Genomic DNA, 21,138 nt, shown 5'->3' on the forward strand with positions numbered 1-21,138 from the left:
CCCCGGACGGGTCGACGTTCGAATCCGAACTCACCCGTCACCACCACGAGTCCGACTCGGCTCGACCATTCTCGGTCGGAGCATCGGTCCCGTCCGCCAGAGTCCTGCCGGCGGAAAACCGGAATCAGGCCCGCTGCTGAATCTCCTCGCGCAGAATCCGGCTCACGAGGTCGCCGTCGGCCTTGCCGCGGAGTTGACCCATGCACTCGCCCATCAGGCCCGAGAACGCGGCCATCCCCTCGGATTCGACCTGCTCTTCGTTGCGTTCGACGACCGAGACGACCGCGTCGCGGACTTCGTCCTCGCCGACGCCCGCGAGGCCCGCTTCCTCGACGGCCTCCTCGGCGGAGAGTTCCGGATTTTCGGCGAGCAGCGTCAGCACGTCGTTAACGCCCTCCTTCGCCAGGTCGCCCTCCGTGACGAGTTCGACGACGCCGAGGAAGTCGTCGTCGTCCAGATTCTCGACCGGCACGTCGTCGCGCCGGAGTTCCGTCACCGTGCTCTCGACCAGTCCGGCGACGAACGTCGGGTCCGCGCCCGTCTCGACCGCCCGTTCGAACAGGGGCATCCGACGACCGTAGGCGACCTGCTCGGCGAGGCCGGCGTCGAGCGAGAACTCGGATCGGTAGCGCTCGACCTTCTCGGTGAGCAGTTCCGGCGTCTCCACCTCGGTCGGGTCCAACTCGACCGGCGGCACGTCGGTTTCCGGGTACATCCGCGCCGCGCCGGGGAGCGGTCGGAGGTAGCGCGAGGTGCCGTCCTCGTTCGCGCCGCGGGTCTCCTCCGGCACGCCCTCGATGGCGACCTCGGCGCGAGCGGCCGCGGCTTCGATGGCGTTCTCGGCGACTTCGGAACCGGCGGCGACGATGGCGACCGCGTCCTCGTCGCCCGCGCCGACGGCCTCCCGGAGGGCGTCGACTTCGTCCCCTGTCACGCCGTAGGCCGGGAGTTCGTCGGTGTGGAAGATACCCCCCGCGCCGTGGCGCTTCGCGTGGTCCGAGAGTTCGGTGCCGAGGCGGCGGTCGGGTTGAATCTCCCGGCCGACGAGCCCGTCGAAGCCGAAGAGCGGGACGGCCGCGACCGTCCCGCCGCCGTCGAGCGCGCCGCGGATGACGCCGCTGTCCGTGTCCGCGAACACCTCGCTCACGTCCCGCGGGTCGCCGACCGCCGCGTCGAGCGCCCGGAGTTCGTCGCGGATGGAGAGCAGTTCGACCTGCCGTCCGACCTCGAGTCGGACGAGGTCGTCGATGTCGTCGAGGCTCTGGACGCCCTTCATCTCCACGCGCGCGCCCTCCGCGATGGAGACGTTCACGTCCTGACGGATGGTGCCGAGGCCGCGTTTGACCCGCCCGGTCGAGCGTAAGAGCATCCCGATTCGCTCGGCGGCTTCGCGGGCCTGCTCCGGCGACCGGATGTCCGGACTCGTGCCGATCTCCACGAGCGGAATTCCGAGGCGGTCGAGGCTGTAGAGGACGCCGTCCTCGCGCTCCTCGATGCGCTGGGCGCTCTCCTCTTCCAGCATCAGGTCTTCGACGCCGACCGGGCCGTCGCTCGTCTCTATCTCGCCGTCGGTGGCGACGAGCGTCGACCGCTGGAACCCCGACGTGTTCGAGCCGTCCACGACGATTTTCCGCATGACGTGCGCTTGGTCGACCACGTCCATGTCGAGCAGTTGTGCGATTTCGAGGACGATGTCCCGCGCCTCCTCGTCCAGTCGGTGCGGCGGTTCGTCGTCCTCCTCCACGAGGCAGGTCGTGTCGTACGCCAGGTACTCGAACTCGCGGTCGATTTGGCTCTCCTCGAGGGCCGCTTCGTCTATCTCGCCGAGTTCGCTCCGCGTCGGGTGGAGGTACCGGGTGAACGTCCGCGCCGCGTCCTCCGGTTCGCGCAGTTCGGTCGGACACTCGCAGAACAGCTTCGTCTCGGTGTCGAGCTGCTGGTGAATCTCCAGCCCCGCCACCAGACCGAGATCCGCGTAGTCGTACTCGCTCATTGGTCGCACGTGGGACGCGGAGGGGTAAAAAACCGTCCAGTTCGGGCGAGTTTCCCCCGTCGGTAACGTCGTCGACCGCGCCGCTCGAGGTTCTCGAACGATGGAATATCGTACACGTACTAAATACTATCACACCGTCGCCTCATTCAATCCACTTCTCGTCGCGCAAGTGTCGAACGTCAGCGATAATTCCCGTCTCGGCGCGGTGACGACGGGAAGACGCGACGGTCGTCGGAGAGCCCGTAGATTTAAAAGCAAAGAAAATCGTTACTCCCGTATGACTAGTTTCCTGGGGGCGAGCGATTTCGGCGACGATACGCCCATCCGGGTACTTCACGTGGACGACGACCCCGCCCGCGTTCGGCTCTCCGAAGCCCTTCTGACGAATCACCTCGCGGACGCGGTCGTTCACACCGAGACCGACCCGACGGCGGCGCTCGCCAGCCTCGACGACGGCCGCGCCGTCGACTGCGTCGTCAGCGACTTCGACATGGGCGAGACGAACGGGCTCGACTTTCTGGAGACGGTCCGAGACCGCTTTCCGCGCCTCCCGTTCATCCTCTTCACCGGCAAGGGAAGCGAGGAGATAGCGAGCGAGGCCATCTCCGCGGGCGTCACCGACTACCTCCAGAAGGGCGGCGGCGCGGACCAGTACGCGGTGCTGGCGAATCGCATCGAGAACGTCGTCGGTCGCTACCGGGCGGAACGCGCCGCGACGGAGTACCAAGAGCGGATGCGGAACGTCTACGAGCGGGTGAGGGACGCCTTCTTCGCGCTCGACGCCGAGTGGCGGTTCACGTACCTCAACGAACGAGCCGAGCGACTGCTGAGCAGGACGGAAGAGGAGCTACTCGGGGAAGTCGTCTGGGAGGAGTTCCCCGACGCGCTCAACAGCCAGTTCGAGGACGAGTACCGCGAGGCGATGGAGACGCAGGAACCGACGATGTTCGAGGCGCACTACCCGCCGCTCGACAAACTGTTCAAAGTCCACGCCTACCCGTCGGAGGAGGGGCTGTCCGTCTACTTCCGCGACGTGACCGAAGCGAACGAGATGCGGAAGGAACACCACCGGGAGAAGGAACTGCTCGAACGGGTGTTCGAGACGAGTCCGGTCGGCATCCTCGTCATCGACTCGGAGGGCGAGATAACGCGCGCCAACGAACGGGTGGTCGAACTGCTCGAAGTCACCGAAGAAGAGATCACGAACCGCACCTACGACTCCTCCCAGTGGACGACGACGGACGAGGAGGGCAACCCGTTCGCGGACGGCGAGAATCCGCTCTTGGAGGTGTTCGAAGAGGGAACGACGATACGGGACGTGTCGATGGGGTACGAGGGTCCGAGCGGCGACTGGCGCCTCCTCTCCATCAGCGCGGCACCGATACGGTCGGCGGACGGGGACTTGGAGCGCGTCGTCGTCACCGTCGACGACGTGACCGAGCGGAGGAACCGCCAGCAGGAACTGGAACAGCAGAACGAGCGCCTCGAGGAGTTCGCCAGCGTCGTCTCCCACGACCTCCGGAATCCGCTCGACGTCGCGCAGGTCAGAACCGACCTCGAACGCCGGGAGCGGGACTCGGAGCACTTGGAGGAAATCTCGCTCGCGCTCGACAGGATGGACGCGCTCATCACCGACCTCCTGACGCTCGCTCGGCAGGGTCGCGTCGTCGGCGAGACGAAATCGCTCGACCTCAGCGACGCGGTTCGCGACGCGTGGTCGATAACCGGGAGCGAAACGGCGACCCTCGACGTGGCCGACGACCTCCCGACGATTCGCGCCGACGAGAGCCGTCTCCGCGAACTCCTCGAAAACCTGCTCGACAACGCGGTCACCCACGCCGGGGACGACCCGCACGTCCGCGTCGAAGCGGTACGCGACGGATTCGCGATCGGGGACGACGGTTACGGCATCCCCCCCGAGAAGCGCGACAGGATATTCGAAGACGGGTTCTCGACCGAGCGAAGAGGGACGGGGTTCGGACTCTCCATCGTGAAACAGATCGCCGACGCCCACGAGTGGACGCTCACCGCGGGCGACGACGAACTCGGCGGCGCGCGCTTCGAGGTTCGCGGCGTCGACACCGCCGAGGAGTGATCACTCGCGGCTGGAGGGTTTCGATTCGGCGTTCCTCCGGCGGGACTGCGCCTTCCGGCGTCGAACCTGTCGGCCCAGTCGCCGGCCGACCAGTTCGCGCAGGTCGCTCGCGTTCCCCTCGTCCACGTCCGCGGCGCGGGCGTCCCGCCCGCCGAGGCCGACCGAACTCGCCGTGTCGACGACGACCGTCCCCAGTCGCCAGCGACGCTGGAAGAAGGTCTCCCGCTGGATGACGGTCTGCACCCGGTAGTAGGGGACGACGTGCGTCGTCCTGCGCCAGAACCCGTTCCGCGTCTGCACGTGGTCGTCGCCGACGAAGTAGCCGCGGTGTTTCCACTGGTAGTGTCCCGCCACGGGCGCGAGCGCGACGAGCGCGAGGGGTGCGTACCAGAAATCGAGTAAGCCGGTGAACCGGTCGACGCCGTAGGTGAGCGCCGTCAGACCGACGACGGCGAGCGCGTAGCGAACGGCGTAGCGGCGACGGGTCCGCGCGGGCGGTCGCTCGAACGTCGGGTCGTCGAACGACTCGATGGAGTGCGCCAGCGCGAGGACGCGCTCGCGGACCGCGAGCGGAACCGCCGCCTCCGACCCGCCGGACGGGCCCTGTCCGGGCGCGTAGCCAGCCGTCTCGACCGAGAGCGTCGCGTAGCCCGCGAGTCGCATGAGCGGGTTCTCGCGGAGCGTGAGCGTCTGCACCTTGTCGAGCGGGATGCTCCCGTCGTACCGCTGGAGCAGGCCGCGCTCGTACCGGAGTTCGTCGTCGACCCGCGCGAGCCGGAAATCGTAGTAGCGCGCGAACGTGACCATCGCGCTCGCCACCCAGAGCACCAGCGCGGAGACCGCCAGTTGCGCGAGTCCGACCAGCAGCGTCAGTCCGCCGAGCGAGTTCGCGGCGTCCGTCAACAGCGGGACGACGAGGAACACGAGACCGAAAACGCGCGGTTCGAGCGAGACGGCGGAGAGCAGCAGTAGCTCCGTCGAACTGATTTCGTACAGGAGGTCGGCCTCCGGTTCCGGTCGTTCGCCTCCTTCGTCCGCCACGACGCCCCGTTTGCGGCGCTGTATCTCGCGCTGGAGGCGTCTCGCTTCCTCGTCGGAGACGAACCGAAGGCTCGCCTCCGTCTCGCCGCCGCCCGCGGTTTCGAGGCTCACGGCGGCGAGTCCCAGCGCGCGCTGGACGACGTTTCGTCGGATGTCCACGTTCTGCACGCGCCGGAGCGGAATCTCGCGGCGGCGGCGCGATACGACGCCGGAGTCGATGTCGAGCGAGTCGGCGGTGAGGGCGTACTCGAACCGCCGGTAGTAGGCGTACTCCCACCCGACCGCGAGCGCCAGTCCGGCGACGACCAGGAGGGCGACCGCGCCGACGGTGAGGGAATCCACCGCTCCGGCCAGCGCCAGCCCGGCGAAGAGGACGGTCGAGCCGACGCTCACGCTCCGAGTGACCGCCCGGTAGGGTAGCGAGAGCGGGTGGAGTTTCATACGGCGTCCTCGAACTCGCTCTCGATGGCGAGGTTCCGGAGGCGACGCTGGAGGTCGCTCGCCCGCTCGGGCGTGAGGCCCGGTATCGTCACGTCGGCTCCCCGCGACCCGGCGGTGTACACCACGACGCTCCCGAGACCGACGAGTCGCTCGACGGGTCCGCGCTGCGTGTCAACGTGCTGGACGCGGACGAAGGGGACGACGGTGGTGACGCGGGTGAACACGCCGCGCTCGAGGTAGAGGTCGTCGTCGCGTATCTCGAACCGCCAGACGCGGTACTTGAAGACGACGTAGGCCGCGCCGAGGCCGATCACGGCGAGCGTCGCGGCCGCGACGAGCCACACCGCGAGGTCGACGAGGAATCGTCGGACCCCGACCAGCGCACCGCCGACCAACGCCGCGGCGACGAGGACGCCCGCGAGCCAGACGATTCGGACGCGGGAATCGAGTGTCTCCATACCCACACTACGAGACAGACGCCGTATAAAGGTAGGCGTGCCGGAGCGGTCACCGATTTCGGATTAGCGTCGCCTTACCGCGAGGAAAGGCGCGCTTACCGCTTCGTTCGCCCCACACTGATTCGAATCAGACGGCGTGGAACAAAGACGCCGGGAAGCCGTATCCTTCGTGGACAGCATGACCGAGAACTCGCCAACAATCAGCCGTCGCCGATTCGTCTCGGCGACCGTCGCCTCCACCGCGTTACTCGGGGGTGTCTCGTCGGCAGGTGCACTCCAATCTGACGGAAACGCGCAGTACAGCATCGAACAGGACGGTAAGTGCATTCCGATCCAACCGCTCTCGATGTCGGGGCTGCCAGTCGAGCAGTTCTACGACTACCGAACGCCCGACACCGACCCGTCGTCGTACAAGTACGCCTCCTTCGGCACCGAGAGCCTCCAGCGCAAGAACACCAGCATCCTCTTCCTCTACGAGGGTCCGAAGGGTCTGAGCCTCGTGATGGTGCACGACAAACTGGACGCCGGAAACGGCGGCGCGGTCTCGTTCAACATCACGAGCCTCCCGGTCAACGGGAAGTTCGTCGTCAGGGACGACCAGTACGACGGCTCGACGAACCGGGATACGTTCGACTACTCGAAACACCGCAACTGGAACGGAAAGGAGACGGCGACGGCCACCATCCACTGGACGTGGCAGGGCGGTCGGGCGGACGGCGCCGTGTACCGCGGACTCGGGGACAAGTTCGAGTTCACCATCCACCCGAAGTTCAACAAAAAGGCGCTCCTCTCGGACGCGAGCGGGAACTACAGCGGGAACGTGGAGAAGTGGCAGGTGCTCTCCGGGAACGTCAACAACCCGACCCGGACGCAACTGAACATGAACAAGCCGATAACCATATCGGCCAACAAGTGCCAGTCCGGGTCGAACCAGACCACGACGACGAAGAAGGCGGGAGAGGGCAACGGAGGGGGAGGTGAAACGCCGACGACAACGACCACCACTGGAACGTCCGGCGTGAACGCGAAGAAGAACGAGTCGTTCCTCGATAAGCTCTGGAGCGGCTTCGCCTCCGCGATAAACTCCGTGGTGTCGTTCTTCACCAACCTCTTCTGACCGCCCGCTCGTCGTCGCGTCCCCGTTTTCTGCCGGCGGTCGAGGGACGACGGCCGACCGCGCTACTCGTCCCGCCCGAGGATGCCGCGGTGGGTCATCGCTTCGGGGTCGATGACTTCGTTCGCCTCCTCCTCGCTGAGGTAGCCCTTCTCGACGACGACCTGCCGAACCGTCTTTCCTTCCTTGAGCGCCGTCTTCGCGGCTTCGGCGGCCTTGTCGTAGCCGATGTGCGGGTTGAGAGCGGTGGCGAGCGCCATGCTCTCTTCGACCTGTTCCTCGCAGTGCTCCCGGTCGGCTTCCAGTTTCCGGACGAACTTCTCGGCGAACACCTCGCTCGCGTTCGAGAGGAGTTCGGCGGACTGGAGGAAGTTGTGCGCCAATAACGGCTTGTATAGGTTGAGGTCGAGTTGGCCCTCCGCCGCGCCGTACTCCACCGCGGTGTCGTTGCCGACGACCTGCTTGTGGACCTGATTGACCGCCTCCGCGACGACGGGGTTTATCTTCCCGGGCATGATGGAGCTACCGGGCTGGTTCTCGGGCTGGTCGATTTCGCCGAGCCCGTTTCGGGGACCGGACGCCAGCAGCCGCAGATCGTTGGCGATCTTGTTGAGCGACCCCGCGACCGTGCGGAGCGCGCCGTGCGCCTCGGCCATCGCGTCGTGGGCCGCCTGCGCCTCGAAGTGGTCGTCCGCCTCGCGGAACTCGACGCCGGTCTCCTCGCTGATGTACTTCGCGGCGAGTTCGGGGAAGTCGGGGTGGGTGTTCAGCCCGGTTCCGACCGCCGTTCCGCCGAGCGCGAGTTCGCTCAGGTGGTTCCTGACGTCGTCGACGCGGGCGAGACCCTTCTCGACCTGCGTCCGATAGCCGCCGAACTCCTGCCCCAGTCGAACCGGCGTGGCGTCCTGCAGGTGGGTCCGACCCGTCTTCACAACGCCGTCGAACTCCGATGCCTTCTCCTCGAGCGCCTCTCGCAGGGTGTCGAGCGCCGGGAGCACGTCCTTCTCGACGGCCTCCAGCGCCGAGACGTGCATCGCGGTCGGAATCACGTCGTTGCTCGACTGGCCGAAGTTGACGTGGTCGTTCGGGTGGATGTCGCGGTTCCCGACCTCGTTCCCGTAGATTTCGGCAGCGCGGTTGGCGATGACCTCGTTGGCGTTCATGTTGGTCGAGGTGCCGCTCCCGGTCTGGAACACGTCGACCGGGAACTGGTCGTCGTGTTCGCCGGCGATGACCTCGTCGGCGGCCTCGACGATGACCTCCGCCTCGTCGGCTTCTATCATCCCGAGGTCGCGGTTGGCCTGCGCCGCGGCCTTCTTCACCACGCCGAGCGCGCGGACGAACCGCCGTCCGAACGTGATGCCCGATATGGGGAAGTTCTCCACCGCGCGTTGGGTCTGCGCGCCCCAGTAGGCGTCGGCGGGCACCCGCATCTCCCCGAGGCTGTCCTCCTCGATTCGATAATCCTCGTCGCTCATGCGTCCGGAGGGTGGTTTCGGGCGGGCGTAAAACCCATCGATAAGGATCCGTTCGCGGTGATTACACGACGGCGCGATTGATTCAATAGTTTACCATATGTAATAATTTACTCGCCGAGGGATTAACTTAGTGACAATGGTTAAGTGGTTCTTCCGAGATGGTCAGGGTACGTTAACGAGGTGTACCCATGACAAGAAATAGCAGCGGAGACCTATCGCGTCGTAGCTACCTGAAAGTCACCGGTGCCGCCGGAACCGCGGGGCTCGCCGGCTGTCTCGGCGGAGGCGGAGGCGGAGGCGGAGGCGGAGGCGGCGGAAACAAGGTCGAGGTGCAACACTGGTGGACGGGGGGCGACGGCGGCGCGGCCATCAAGGCGCTGTTCAAAGGGTTCGAGAAGAAGCACGGCATCAAGATAAAAGCGAATCCCGTCTCCGGCGGGGCGGGCCAGAACCTCCACGCCGTCATCAAAAAGCGAATCCTGAACGACAACCCGCCGAGCACGTGGCAAGCGTGGCCGGGGAAGAACCTGCAACCGTACATCGAAGCGGACAAACTGCGGGATATCGGCGATTCGATTTGGTCGAACAACGACATGAAAAAGGCGTACCTGAAGGGGCCGAAAGCGGCCGCGAAACCGGGCGGGAAGTTCGTGACGGTACCGCTCAACATCCACCGCCTGAACAACCTCTTCTACAACGTCGAGGTCGTCGAGAAAGCGGGCGTCGACCCCAAGAGCATCGAGAAGCCGAGCGACCTCGTCGGCGCGATGAAACAGGTCGAGAGCAAGACGAACGCGGTCGGAATGGCCCACCAGACGAAGTCCGGTTGGTCGACCCTCCAACTGTGGGCGCAGATACTCCTCGGCGAGCACGGCGAGCAGGCGTACACCGCGTTTACCGAAGGGAATGTCAAGGAGAACCAGCAAGCCGTAAAGAACTCGCTCTCGATGGTGAAGCAGTACCAGAAACACTTCAACAGCGACGCGGGGTCGCTCGACTGGCAGCAGGCCAACAAGAAGCTCATCAACGGGGAAGCCGCGTTCATCCACCAGGGCGATTGGGCCGCCGGAATGTACCGCAGTCAGAAGAACTTCGAGTTCGGAAAACAGTGGGATATGGTGCAGTTCCCCGGCACGAAGGGGATGTACGCGCTCGTCATGGACTCGTTCCCGTTCCCGAAGAACAACCCCACGAAGGGCGCGACGAAGAAGTTCCTGCAGTACGTCGGGTCGGTCGACGCGCAGGAGCGGTTCAACCCCAAGAAGGGGTCGATTCCGCCGCGCACCGACGTGCCGAAGGACAAGTTCGGACCGTTCCTCTCGCGGCAGATGGACGAGTTCAAGAACTCGAAATCGCAACCGCCGTCCATCACGCACGGGTTGGCGACGAAACCCGGAACGCTGACGAAGCTCAAAGACGCCGCGACGTCCTTCAACTCAGGTTGGAACGTCGATAAGGCGTACAACGATTTCGCCAAGGCGTTCAAATCGAACTGAGACACGACGCTCGATTTTCCATGCAAGGAATACGCGAATCACTGGAAAAACTGCGGCGCCGTGCGAGTCGAAACCGGGAGGTTCGAGCCGACGGGGGCACGGTGACCGAGAAGCGCCGCGAGACGGAGGGGTCCGTACTCCAGAGCGAGTTCGTCCAGAGCCTCCCGTTCTGGCTGCCGCCGTTCCTGCTGATGGGGTTCTTCGTCTACGGCGCTATCGGCTGGAACCTGATAATTTCCTTCACCGACTTCGCGGACCTCACGCTCCCGACGTACGACCCCGCGGCGTTCGACCTGGAGATGTACCGGCGGGCGCTTGGCGACCCGAACTTCTGGGCCGCGGCGCGGAACACGCTCGCTCTGCTGGTCGCGTTCACCGTGCTCTGTCTGGTGGTCGGGTTGGCGCTCGCCATCGTCGTCGACAGGGAGATTCGGTTCGAGAACACGTTTCGAACCATCTACCTCCTGCCGATGAGCCTCTCGTTCGTCGTGACGGCGAAGGTGTGGGCGTGGATGTACAACTTCCAGAGCGGGATGATAAACATCACGCTGCGGAAGTTCGGTCTCGACTTCCTCGCCCACCACTGGATAAGCGACCCGTCGACGAAGCTCGCGGCGGTCATCTTCGCGCTCATCTGGCAGTTCAGCGGCTACGCGATGGTCGTCTACCTCGCGGGCCTGCGGGCGATTCCCGACGATCACTTCGAAGCCGCGCGGGTGGACGGCGCGAGTTCGTGGCGCATGTACCGGCGGGTGGTCATCCCGCAGTTGCGCGCGTCGACCATCGGCGCGGCGGTGGTGCTGATGGTGTTCGCGCTCAAGGCGTTCGACTTCCTGTACGTGATGTTCGGAAACAATCCCGGCCCCGCGGCCGACATCCTGGCGACGATGATGTTCCGCGAGGCGTTCGCGTCGAACAACTGGGCGTACGGGTCGGCCATCGCCATCATCCTCTTCCTGATGGCGCTCGCGGTCGTCGGCCCGTACCTCTACAGCGAGTACAGACGGGGTGAGCTATGATCCCGACCGAAGCGACGATACGGTGTCGGACGGGGACGGCGAGGTGGTCCCGATGAGCGGCCCGCCTGCGACTCCGGACCCGGAGAATCACACTCGCGGGGAGCGGGCCGCCGCCGCGTTCCGGAACGCGGGGCCGCGACGCTTGGCGCTGTACGCGGTGCTGCTCGCGCTCGTCGGCTTCTATCTGGCACCGCTGGAGTCGGCCGTCATGACCGCCTTCAAGACGAGCAGCGCGTTCAACGAGACGCTCCCGTTCGCGCCGCCCGGCCCCGGCGGATTCACCCTGAAGCCGTGGCGGGTGGCGATAGACAAACTCGCTCACGGAATCGTCAACAGCCTCATGCTCGCCGTTCCGGCGACGCTCCTGTCGGCGACGCTGGGGAGTCTCGCGGCGTACGGAATTACGAACGTCGAGTGGAAGTACCAGATGCCCGTCATCGCGCTGTTCGTCGCGGGCATCTTCATCCCGTACCAGGCGGTGCTGGTGCCCCTCTCGCGGCTGTTCGCCATCGTCGATACGCGGGCCCTGCTCGCGCCGGTGTGGAGTCTGCCGCTGATGCACCCCCACTACGCGAACATCGTCAACCTCATCATCGCGCACACCGCCTACGGGATACCCATCACGTTCCTGCTGTTCCGGTCGTACTACCGGAACCTCTCGGACGAGATGCTGGAGGCGGCCCGGTTGGACGGGGCGAGCGTGTTCAGCATCTACCGAAACATCGTGCTTCCGCTGTCGAAGCCGATGTTCGCGGTGACGCTCATCTACCAGTTCACGCAGGTGTGGAACGACCTGCTGTTCGCGCTGGTCATCCTCCCCGGCGGTGCCGGAGCGGGGGAACCGGTGACGGTCGCGCTGACGAACCTGAGCGGCGGCATCATCCAGTCGTTCGGCCTGCAGATGGCGGGCGCGTTCGTCGCTGCGATACCGACGCTCATCGTCTACATCGCGTTCGGAGAACAGTTCGCAAAAGGAGTGGCAAGCTGATGATACGAAATCACACGACGGAACGGAGGTATCGGAACGATGGCTAAGCTCACGCTCGACGGCGTGACCAAGTGGTTCGACGACGACGGCGACCGGATCGTCGCCGTCGACGAGGCGACCGTCGAGATAGACGACGGGGAGTTCCTCGTCCTCGTCGGCCCCTCCGGGTGCGGGAAGTCGACCACGCTCAGGATGATAGCGGGGTTGGAAACCGTCTCCCGCGGCTCGATTCGCCTCGACGGGACGGTCATCGACGACCAACCGCCGACGATCCGGGACATCGCCATGGTGTTCCAGTCGTACGCGCTCTACCCCCACATGACCGTCCGGGGGAACATGCGCTTCGGACTGGAGGAGTCGACCGACCTCGCGGACGACGACATCGACCGCCGCGTCGAGGAGACCGCCGAGATGATGGGCATCGAAGACCTGCTGGACCGCAAGCCCGGCGAACTCTCCGGCGGCCAGCAACAGCGCGTGGCGCTCGGCCGCGCCATCGTCCGCGACCCGGAGGTGTTCCTGATGGACGAACCGCTGTCGAACCTCGACGCGAAACTGCGCTCGCAGATGCGTACCGAACTCCAGCGACTGCAGGACGACCTCGGCGTGACGACGGTGTACGTCACGCACGACCAGACGGAGGCGATGACGATGGGCGACCGCATCGCCATCCTGAACGACGGGCAACTCCAGCAGGTCGGCACGCCGATCGAGGCGTACCACCGACCCGCGAACCGGTTCGTCGCCGGATTCATCGGCGAGCCCTCGATGAACTTCTTCGAAACGACGCTTGAGGGCGACGCGCTCGTCGGCGAACGGTTCGAGTATCCGCTCTCGAACGAGACGCGCTCCGAGGTGGGCGACGCGGAGCGGGTGACCCTCGGCGTCCGACCGGAGGACGTGGAACTCGTCCGCGACGGCGACGGCGACCACGACTTTCGGACCGTCGTGGACGTGGTCGAGCCGATGGGCAACGAGAACAACGTCTACCTCCGGTTCGCCGGCGCGGACGACGAGCCATCGGTGACGGAAGGGGCGGCGGAGGAGCCCCGAACCTTCGTCGTCACGCTCGGCGGGATGCGAACCGTCGAGGCGGGACAGGAGGTCGTCGCTCGCGTGCCGGAAGAGGCGATACACCTGTTCGACGCCGAGACGGGCGAGACGCTGCGAAATCGCAGGCTCGACGCCTCGGAAGTGTCGATTCCGAACCGCTAGCCCTCGTACTCTTCGTACTCCTCGGGCGCGTACGTCTTCACTTCGAGGGCGTGGATGTCCGTCGTCATGTGGTCGCCCAGCGCGTCGTACACCATCCGGTGCTGTTCGACGAGCGTCTTCCCCTCGAACGCCGGGGAGACGACGAGCGCGGCGAGATGGTCCTCGTCGTGGCTCCCGCGGGGATGGGTGATCGTCACGTCGGCGTCCTCGAGTCCCGATTCGATGAGTTCCGCGACCTCGTCCGCGTTCATGGTGGGACGTTTCTTGTCGAAGGACAAAAAGACGGACGGAACCGGTTCCGACGCGGCCGGCGAACCGAACCCGAATCAGCGACCCAGAAGGTGAATCGTATCGAGCCGGCCGATCGTCTTCGTCTCCGGTTCCTCGCCGCCCTCGTCCACCCGCTCGACCGGCGGGTCTCGGTACTCTGTGTAGACGTTCCAGAGGGTGTCGTCCGCCCGGACTGTGAACTCCCGAACGTCGTCGGGTCGCCAGACGCGGGTCACCTCCCCCTCGGAGGCCCCGCCGCCCGCCGCTTTCTTCGGCGACCATTCGAGTTTAACGGTCATCCCCTCCGCGAGGTCGTTCGGCGATAGTTCGTCGGTCACGACTCCGCGTACCGTCTCGGCACCCGTCAACGTGTCGGCCCTACGTCCACTGGTCGAGACCCGTCTGCGCGACGCTCTCCTCGATTCGCTCGAAGCCGCGCTCGACCTCGTCCTCGTGCACCTTCCACTCCTCCGTGACGTACTCGCGCGCCGCCGCGACGTCCGGGTCCATCTGGGCGTCGAACTCGTACTCGTCGGTGACGTCGGGGTCGAGAAACAGCTCGCGGATGCGGTCCGCGTACTCGATGTACTCGCCGCGGTCTTCGAGAACCGACCAGAGGTCGCCGCGCTCTTTGACCGCCGAGAGCGCCGTCTTCGGCCCGACGCCGGAGAGGCCCTCGTTGAAGTCGGTGCCGCAGAGGATGGCGACGTCCACCAGTTGTTCCCACGTGATGTCGTGCGCTTCGAGCGTAGCGTCGAAGTCCATCAGCTCCGGGTCGCCCTTGCTCGTGAGCTTCCTGAGCGTGAGGGGCGAGCCGAAGAGCAGGGCGTCGTAGTCCTCGGTGCCGGTGTAGTCGACCGCGCCCCTCCGGGCCATGTGCGCCGCTTGCGCTTCGCCCTCGGCCGGAGCCTCGATGACCGGCACGTCGAGCAGGTCGAGCAGTTCCCGCGTCGTCTCCTGGATGACGGGCGTGAGCCGCTGGGTGTGTGCTTCGAGTCGGGCGATCTCTATCGTATCGCCCTCCTCGCGCGCTTCCTCCAGTTGATCCTCCAACTTCGAGCGCTGTTCGCGCCGGCTCTCTATCTCGTCGCTCTTCAGGTCGGTCACGCGCCCGTCGAAGACGAAGACCGGGGTCAGGTCGTGTTCGAAGAACTTCGGAAGCCCCTGCACGATGCCCACGAGGTTCGCCACCTCGGTACCGTCGTCGGTGGTGTACACCTCGTCGCGCGTCCACTTCACGGTCGTCGTGAGGTAGCGATAGAGCCAGTTGTGCGCGTCCACCGCCACCAGCGACCCGTCCAACTCGTCGAAGCCGACCTCCTCGATGGCGGCGAGCTGCCGCAGTGCGGAGTTACCCATTTGCGGGGAGTAAGGGCGGGGTGGGCTTGAAGGCTGTCGTCCTACGGCGGAATCGCGACGCCGACCGAACTCGAAGTCGTGAAGAGGGTGACCGGAACACCGACCGAGACGACGGCCTGCGGGTGACGCTCCGAACGTGCTGCACGCCCGCAGCCCGGATGGAGGCCCCCAGAGCGCGAACGGCGGGACGACGAATCGTGGGAGAAGAGACCAAAACGCACCGCGCGTCACCGTATCCATCGTGGTTCGGGCGTTCGGACTTCCGAGAGTCGATGGGTCGAGCGCGACGGCGACGACGATGACCAACGGCGCGCCGTGAACGACCGACGGGAAACCCGCCAGCGACGACAGTCGGCAGCAGGGTGGCGAGGTCGTTCGCGTCGATAATCACGAACGTCGGCAACGGTCCGGCGACGTCGGGGAGGCTAACGCTCGCCACTACGAGGACGGGAAAAACGAACCCGAGGGGCGATTTTTGCCGATCGAGAACGAATCGAGGTCGAACGGGAGCGTTCGTACCGAATTCGAGGACGACGTCCTCGAACGAGGTTTCTCGGAGCGCCGATGAATACGGAGGACTTCCGGAAAATCGTCCGGCGGGGGACGGAAAACGGAGCTACTCGGAGGACGCGGTGCTGGTGGTCGAACCGCTGGCGGTCGTGGCGTTAGTAGTCGTCTTTCCCGCGGTCGCGTTCGAGGCCGGAGCGGTAGTCCCAGTTGTCGTGTCGGGAGTCGTTCCGGAGGTCGTAGCCGTCCCGTCAGTCGTGGTGTTGCCATCGCTCGTCGGAGTCGTCGTCCCGTGGGGCGTCGACGTCCCCGACCCCTTCCCGAGCGCGGCGTCCAACTGCGCGACCGTCCGATTCGGATTCACCGTCGGCGCGGTCACCGTTCCACCGACCACGACGCGGGGCACGGCACCGATTGGAATTTCCCGAACCCGTTCCATCGTTCGTTCGATCCGCTTCTGGTGCGTTCCGTTCTCGATCTCCGATTCGATCGTACCGAGGTTCGTCACGCCCGCCTTCTTCGCGATTCGAAGGAGCGTCTCGGTCGTCGCCCACCCGTCGACGCCGCTTCGATTTTGGAACATGTACTCGAAGTAGTTCCAGTACGAGGCCGGGTCGTTGTTCCAGACGGACAGTCCCGCTCGCGCCGCTCGGGGTTCGTCCGAGCCGTGAAATCCCTCGCCGTTCCTGTACGCGACGGCGCGGAATTCGAGGGCCACGTCGCCGGATTCGACGTACCGTTCGACGATGTCGCGCATGAGTCCGAACACGAAATCGGCCGTGTGAGGGCATTTCCACGCCCCGTAGACGGTCGCCGTGACCGGAGCGTCGTCCGTTCCCATCGTCGCGTAGGTGAACTTGCTCGGGCGGCCCGGAACGGTCGCGGATCGATAGACTCCGGGCGGCGACTCGATCTCCGCGACCTCGGATTCGGTCGCGGAATCGTTACGTTCGCCGGTGCTCCCGACGGCCGTCGACGTTTCCACACCGTTCGACGTTCCACTCGACGCGGGCGTCCCTTCGTGGGTCGATCGACTCGAAAAGGCAGCGCAGCCGGGCGCGCCGACCGAAAGTCCCGTGCCGATGAGACCGAGCATCTTCCGCCGACTGGTTTTCATACGCTTTTTCCGTCCCAAAAGGACTTCGTTAATCGGCAGTTAAACGGTAAAACGAACCGAACGAGAACGGGTGGAACTCGTCGTCGGTTACCGCGGCGAGGGAGGTTTCTCACCCTCCCTCTCGGCGAGGAACGCTTCTTCGTCCGTCGAAAGGTCGCGCTCCCGAAACACGTCCAACCCCGCTTGATACGTTTCCCGCGACCGGTCTCCCGGATACGTCAACACGAGCTCGGCGATACCCGTCTCCTCGCCCGTGAACCCGAACCCCGCCCGGTAGAGCGCCTGGTACGCGAAGGGGTTGTTCACCGCGATTTTCACCCGCCGGTAGTTCCGGGCGCGAATCCGCTCCGTCGCGAACCGAATCAGCCGCGGGCCGATTCCCTCGCCGCGCCGCTCCGCGCGCACCGTCACGTACCGGAGCCACATCATTTCCTCGTCGGTGCGGTCCTCGTTGAACGCGACGGCGGCGATGATCCCGCCGTCGGCGTCCTCCGCGTCCTCGCTCTCCGCCTCGCCTACCTCCACCCTCGCCACCGCCTTCCCCGTGTTCGACATCACGAACTTGCCGGCGTAGCTGAACCGCTCGTGGTCGAGGCGGAGGGTCGGTTCGTCCTCGGGCCACCCCAGTACCGCGTACTCCATGCCGAACGGTTCGAACGCGAGGTTCATCCATCCGTCGGGTTTTACTCGTCGGCCGCCGTCTGTCGCGCCATGCCGAGTTCCAACGGAGACGTCCACCACTTCGACCGCTTCGCGCGCTTCTACGACCTCCTCTCGCCGGACGCCGACGCCGATATTCTCGCGGAGGGACTCGCGCAGGCGGAGCGCCCCGTCGAGCGCGTCGTGGACGTGGCCGGCGGAACCGGACGCGCCGCGAGGGCGCTCGACGCCGACGAGCGAATCGTGCTCGACGCCTCGGGGAAGATGCTCGCGCAGGCGCGCGCTCGCGGACTCGACTGCGTTCGGGGGGACGCCTCCCGACTGCCCCTCCGTTCCGAATCGGTCGACGCCGTCGTCGTCTCCGACGCCCTCCACCACGTCGGGGCCGTCGCGGACGCCCTCGCCGAAATCGCCCGGGTCCTCCGTTCCGGGGGCGTCCTCGTCGTCCGAGAGTACAATCCGGCGACGATTCGAGGGAAACTGCTCGTCCGAGGCGAACATCTCATCGGGATGGACTCGACCTTCTTCGCGCCCGAGGAGTTGGTTCGAATGCTCTCCGACGTGGATCTCGTCCCCCGAGTTCGGAACCGAGGCTTCGATTACACCGTCGCGGGCGTCAAGCGCACACCGGGAACGACATAACCCCGGCGCGCCGAGTGAAGGACATGAGCAGCGTGTTCGGTGCTCGGCGTTTCGACCGCTCGTCGGCCACGGCGGGACTGGCCATCGGGGATCTGCTGGTGCTGTCGATACTCCTCGGAATGGGAAGCCTCCGCCACAACGAAAATCCGATCGAAGTACCGCTGCTGTTCGCCGACACGGTCGCGCCGTTTCTCGTCGGTTGGATAGTCGCGTCGGTAATCGTCGGCGCGTACAGCGCACGAGCGCAGCGGTCGGTTCGCGACGCGGCCCTCTTCGGCGGAGGAACGTGGATCGTCGCATCGCTCATCGGGGCCGGACTGAGAGCGACCCCGCTGTTCCACGGGAACGCCCCCCTGACGTTCGTCGCGGTCGTGACGGGTATCGGGTTGGTGTTCTTCGTCGTCTGGCGGGGGCTGGCGGCGGCGGTGTCGTGAGGGAACGCCGTAGTCTCCGACCGCGGTCAGGGTCGAATCGGCGGGTGCCCAGCAGCGTGAAGTGAGTCGCGAAGCAATCGTCGGTCGATGTCGTCGATACCCAGTGACTTCCACGACCTGTTCGAAAAGCCGGTGTTCGCGCACGTGGCGACGCTCACGCCGGAAGGCCTCCCGCACGTGACGCCGGTCTGGATCGACTACGACGCGGACGCGGACCGCGTTCTCGTTAACACGGAGCGCGGTCGGCGCAAGGAACGAAACGTCCAGCAGGATCCGAGGGTCGGGGTGAGCATGATCGACCCCGAAAACCCGTACCGGGCGCTGTCCATCCTCGGCGAGGTCGACGAGATAACCGAGGAGGGAGCCCGCGAGCACATCGACGAACTCGCGCGGCGGTACACCGACGCCGACGAGTACCAGCCGACCATCCAAACTGCGAGGGTGCTTCTCGAGATTCGACCGGACGAGGTCATCGCGCACGGCGGCGACTGAGCGGAGTCGCCGTACCCGCCATCGTCACGCCGATACGCGTCGATACTCGACGTACGAGTAGACCGCGAGATAGAGGGCCACGACGACCGCCGGGCCGGCGATGAGATAGACCGCGTACGCCGGAACGAGCGCGCCGAGGAGGGCGACGACCCCGGCGAGTTTGAAGAGCGGTCCGGCGCGGGAGTGGGTCTTCCGCCACACCTCGTCGCTCGTCATCGTCCACGGGGTCCGGACGCCGACGAACCAGTTACGCTCGACGCGGTTCATCAACGTCCCGACGAAGTAGTACAGCGCACCGATCGCGGGCGCGAGCACCGCCGTGAACTCGAATCGATAGTCGAGATTCCAGAGGACGACGAGCAGATGGACGTAGAGCACGAACGCGACGAGGAGGACGACGAACAGGTCGTAGTGCTCGCGGAAAGCCTCGACGTTCTCGCCGAGCGGGTCGATCTTCGGAATCACCGCGAACAGACAGAGGAGACCCGCGGCCAGCGCGGGGAGAAAGAACGCCCCCCAGACCTTCGGCGTCGTACCGTCGGCGTCGCCGCTCGCGTTCCAGTGGGTCGTCATCCGCTCGGGGAACTGCGGATAATAGTACGCGCTGACCCCGAACGCGACGACGACGAGCGCGAGCGCGGCGAGATATTTCGTTCGCCCTTTCATGTCCGATTGTTTCGCGTTTCGACGTATAAATCTACGTGAGAGACCCGAAACGCGACTCCTGTCGTCGCACAGTCGTCGCCGCGTCGACGGAAGCGCGCCTAAGGATGATTACCTCCGGTTATCTCCGGCCCCGATTTCGTGCTATTCATCGTACGATTATCGTTACTCCATCGGCGAGCGGCGACGGATTCAGCCGATTAACTACCGACCCCCTGAAACGCTCGAAAAACCGGCACACGGCGTCCATATCCTGAGTTAATACCTATAACTTATGGAGAACCAATGCGTCTATGAGATAGTGAATACCGAAGACATACAGAGAACGACTGTCGCGCATATGGGAAAGAGTTTTATACCCTGTCCGCATATTCTATAATGGATTATGACTGGATACTATGACCTCATTCTGGGCCTGATTCCGCTCGCACTGATCGGCGTAACCGGAGCGTTCAGCGTCGCTGGACTTACGATGACGATGGCAGTTCCCCTCGGAGCAACCGCGTCGGTGTTGCTCATCGGACACGCGCTGTTCATCAACGGACCCGTCGACGAATCGTCTCAACTTCAGTCATCGACTCCAGTCAACCCTGCGGACTAACTCTCTCTTTCCTCAACGGTTTTGTCGCTGGCATCCGTTTTGCCGGCCATGACAGATGCGCTGTTTCTGACGAGCGACGACGTTGCGGGATTGGCGACGCCGGGCGAGTACGTCGACGCCGTCCGCGAGGGGTACCGCCAGCGAGGGACGGGTGCGCCCGCGGAACCCCGTACGACGCTTGTGAACGACGACCCGTCGGGGATGCTGACGGGGTACTCCGCCATCCTCCCCGAAACCGGCGCGATGGGCGGTTACATGTACACCGCCGGATTCGGCGCGGGCGACGCGTGGTTCGTGACGCCGCTGTTCGACGCCGAGAGCGGCGAACCCCTCGCGCTCGTCGACGGTGCGAGCATGAACCCCTTCAAGACGGGCGCGGTGGGTGCGGTCGGCGTGGACGCGCTCGCTCGGGAAGACGCGACGACGCTCGCGGTCATCGGAAGCGGGGCGCAGGCTCGCGGTCAGTTGAAGGCGACGGCGACGGTTCGCGACCTCGAAACCGTCTGGGTGTACTCGCCGACGAAGGCGAACCGCGAATCGTTCGCCGCCGAGATGAACGAGAAACTGGACGCCTCGGTGGCCGCCGTCGCCAGCAGCGCCGCCGCGGTGGAGAACGCGGACGTCGTCGTCACCGCGACCACCGCCAGCGAACCGGTGTTCGACGGCGACCTGCTCGAAGACGGGGCGCACGTCACCGCGATGGGCCAGTACCACCCGAAGAAACGCGAACTCGACGCGACGACCGTCGAACGCGCGACCTACGTTCCGGACCTGCGGGAACGGATGACGCGGGACGCCGGGTCGTTCCGCTTCGCGCTGGAGTCGGGTGCGATAACCGAAGACCACGTCCACGCGGAACTCGGCGAGGTGGTCGCGGGCGAGAAGCCGGGACGCGCGTCGGCCGACGAGATAACCGTCTTCGACAGCGGCGGAACCGCCATCGAGACGGTCGCCTCCGCGTACATGCTCTACGAGAAGGCCGACGCGAAGGGGCTGGGTTCGCCTGTCTCGCTCTCGCCCGCGAGCGAGGCGTTGACGGGCGAGTGAGCCGGACC

General features: G+C 65.5%; 21 protein-coding genes. 11 read left to right on the forward strand and 10 right to left on the reverse strand.

Annotated elements, in window-relative coordinates; genetic code table 11:
- Positions 1-124: 124 nt before the first annotated feature.
- Entirely contained in the window at positions 125-1,993 is a 1,869-nt protein-coding gene (gatE, locus tag LIX00_RS04195) for a Glu-tRNA(Gln) amidotransferase subunit GatE (protein ID WP_227354935.1), read from the reverse strand.
- A 277-nt stretch (positions 1,994-2,270) separates the two neighbouring features.
- Between gatE and LIX00_RS04200 the strand changes: the two genes are divergently transcribed.
- Complete coding sequence (locus tag LIX00_RS04200) at positions 2,271-4,088, forward strand: hybrid sensor histidine kinase/response regulator (RefSeq protein ID WP_227354936.1); 1,818 nt, start codon at positions 2,271-2,273, stop codon at positions 4,086-4,088.
- Here LIX00_RS04200 and LIX00_RS04205 read toward each other — a convergent pair whose 3' ends face one another.
- Together LIX00_RS04205 and LIX00_RS04210 are read right to left on the reverse strand one after the other, a co-directional pair.
- Positions 4,089-5,570 (reverse strand): PH domain-containing protein, encoded by a 1,482-nt coding sequence (locus LIX00_RS04205; protein ID WP_227354937.1) that lies wholly within the window; start codon positions 5,568-5,570, stop codon positions 4,089-4,091. It lies immediately after the preceding gene.
- Entirely contained in the window at positions 5,567-6,028 is a 462-nt protein-coding gene (locus LIX00_RS04210) for a PH domain-containing protein (RefSeq protein ID WP_227354938.1), read from the reverse strand. The genes LIX00_RS04205 and LIX00_RS04210 overlap by 4 nt, the downstream gene beginning before the upstream one ends.
- A 178-nt stretch (positions 6,029-6,206) precedes the next feature.
- Between LIX00_RS04210 and LIX00_RS04215 the strand changes: the two genes are divergently transcribed.
- Positions 6,207-7,145, forward strand: coding sequence for a hypothetical protein (locus LIX00_RS04215; RefSeq protein ID WP_227354939.1), 939 nt, complete (start codon positions 6,207-6,209; stop codon positions 7,143-7,145).
- 62 nt (positions 7,146-7,207) lie between these two features.
- On the opposite strand, the gene LIX00_RS04220 is transcribed toward LIX00_RS04215, so the two are convergent.
- Positions 7,208-8,620, reverse strand: coding sequence for a class II fumarate hydratase (locus LIX00_RS04220; protein WP_227354940.1), 1,413 nt, complete (start codon positions 8,618-8,620; stop codon positions 7,208-7,210).
- A gap of 188 nt (positions 8,621-8,808) precedes the next feature.
- Between LIX00_RS04220 and LIX00_RS04225 the strand changes: the two genes are divergently transcribed.
- The 4 genes from LIX00_RS04225 to LIX00_RS04240 are packed head-to-tail and all read left to right on the forward strand — an operon-like array spanning position 8,809 to position 13,338.
- Positions 8,809-10,116, forward strand: a complete 1,308-nt coding sequence (locus tag LIX00_RS04225) for an ABC transporter substrate-binding protein (RefSeq protein ID WP_227354941.1) — start codon at positions 8,809-8,811, stop codon at positions 10,114-10,116.
- Between the two features lie 20 nt (positions 10,117-10,136).
- Entirely contained in the window at positions 10,137-11,135 is a 999-nt protein-coding gene (locus LIX00_RS04230) for a carbohydrate ABC transporter permease (RefSeq protein WP_227354942.1), read from the forward strand.
- Between the two features lie 52 nt (positions 11,136-11,187).
- Entirely contained in the window at positions 11,188-12,123 is a 936-nt protein-coding gene (locus LIX00_RS04235; RefSeq protein ID WP_368410730.1) for a carbohydrate ABC transporter permease, read from the forward strand.
- Positions 12,124-12,162: 39 nt separating this feature from the next.
- Positions 12,163-13,338, forward strand: coding sequence for an ABC transporter ATP-binding protein (locus tag LIX00_RS04240; RefSeq protein ID WP_227354944.1), 1,176 nt, complete (start codon positions 12,163-12,165; stop codon positions 13,336-13,338).
- Here the strand turns inward: LIX00_RS04240 and LIX00_RS04245 are convergent.
- The 5 genes from LIX00_RS04245 to LIX00_RS04265 form a co-directional block, all read right to left on the reverse strand.
- Complete coding sequence (locus tag LIX00_RS04245) at positions 13,335-13,589, reverse strand: BolA family protein (RefSeq protein ID WP_227354945.1); 255 nt, start codon at positions 13,587-13,589, stop codon at positions 13,335-13,337. The two genes, LIX00_RS04240 and LIX00_RS04245, sit on opposite strands and share 4 nt — an antisense overlap.
- Before the next feature lie 75 nt (positions 13,590-13,664).
- Complete coding sequence (locus LIX00_RS04250) at positions 13,665-13,946, reverse strand: hypothetical protein (RefSeq protein WP_227354946.1); 282 nt, start codon at positions 13,944-13,946, stop codon at positions 13,665-13,667.
- Positions 13,947-13,986: 40 nt separating this feature from the next.
- Positions 13,987-14,967 (reverse strand): flap endonuclease-1, encoded by a 981-nt coding sequence (fen, locus tag LIX00_RS04255; protein WP_227354947.1) that lies wholly within the window; start codon positions 14,965-14,967, stop codon positions 13,987-13,989.
- 616 nt (positions 14,968-15,583) lie between these two features.
- The gene (locus LIX00_RS04260; protein WP_227354948.1) at positions 15,584-16,591 is read right to left on the reverse strand and encodes a DsbA family protein; all 1,008 of its coding nucleotides are present in this window, start codon (positions 16,589-16,591) and stop codon (positions 15,584-15,586) included.
- An 87-nt stretch (positions 16,592-16,678) separates the two neighbouring features.
- Complete coding sequence (locus LIX00_RS04265; protein WP_227355659.1) at positions 16,679-17,233, reverse strand: GNAT family N-acetyltransferase; 555 nt, start codon at positions 17,231-17,233, stop codon at positions 16,679-16,681.
- A 69-nt stretch (positions 17,234-17,302) separates the two neighbouring features.
- Here LIX00_RS04265 and LIX00_RS04270 point away from each other — a divergent pair, with 69 nt between their 5' ends.
- From LIX00_RS04270 to LIX00_RS04280, 3 genes are all read left to right on the forward strand, one after another.
- Positions 17,303-17,893: a class I SAM-dependent methyltransferase gene (locus tag LIX00_RS04270; RefSeq protein WP_227354949.1), complete on the forward strand. Its 591-nt coding sequence runs from the start codon at positions 17,303-17,305 to the stop codon at positions 17,891-17,893.
- 23 nt (positions 17,894-17,916) lie between these two features.
- The gene (locus tag LIX00_RS04275) at positions 17,917-18,327 is read left to right on the forward strand and encodes a DUF3054 domain-containing protein (RefSeq protein ID WP_227354950.1); all 411 of its coding nucleotides are present in this window, start codon (positions 17,917-17,919) and stop codon (positions 18,325-18,327) included.
- A gap of 87 nt (positions 18,328-18,414) precedes the next feature.
- Positions 18,415-18,819 (forward strand): PPOX class F420-dependent oxidoreductase, encoded by a 405-nt coding sequence (locus tag LIX00_RS04280; RefSeq protein ID WP_227354952.1) that lies wholly within the window; start codon positions 18,415-18,417, stop codon positions 18,817-18,819.
- Positions 18,820-18,843: 24 nt separating this feature from the next.
- Here the strand turns inward: LIX00_RS04280 and LIX00_RS04285 are convergent, their stop codons facing one another.
- On the reverse strand, positions 18,844-19,485 hold the full coding sequence (locus tag LIX00_RS04285; protein ID WP_227354954.1) for an SdpI family protein: 642 nt from the start codon (positions 19,483-19,485) through the stop codon (positions 18,844-18,846).
- 382 nt (positions 19,486-19,867) lie between these two features.
- On the opposite strand from LIX00_RS04285, the gene LIX00_RS04290 reads away from it, so the two are divergent.
- Positions 19,868-20,083, forward strand: a complete 216-nt coding sequence (locus LIX00_RS04290) for a DUF8015 family protein (protein ID WP_227354955.1) — start codon at positions 19,868-19,870, stop codon at positions 20,081-20,083.
- Positions 20,084-20,131: 48 nt separating this feature from the next.
- Positions 20,132-21,130 carry an ornithine cyclodeaminase family protein gene (locus tag LIX00_RS04295; RefSeq protein WP_227354956.1) on the forward strand — a complete coding sequence of 333 codons (999 nt, stop codon included), beginning with the start codon at positions 20,132-20,134 and terminating at the stop codon, positions 21,128-21,130.
- The last annotated feature ends 8 nt before the right edge of the window (positions 21,131-21,138 follow it).

The organism is Haladaptatus salinisoli, assembly GCF_020614375.1.
GTDB classification, from domain to species: Archaea; Halobacteriota; Halobacteria; order Halobacteriales; family Haladaptataceae; genus Haladaptatus; species Haladaptatus salinisoli.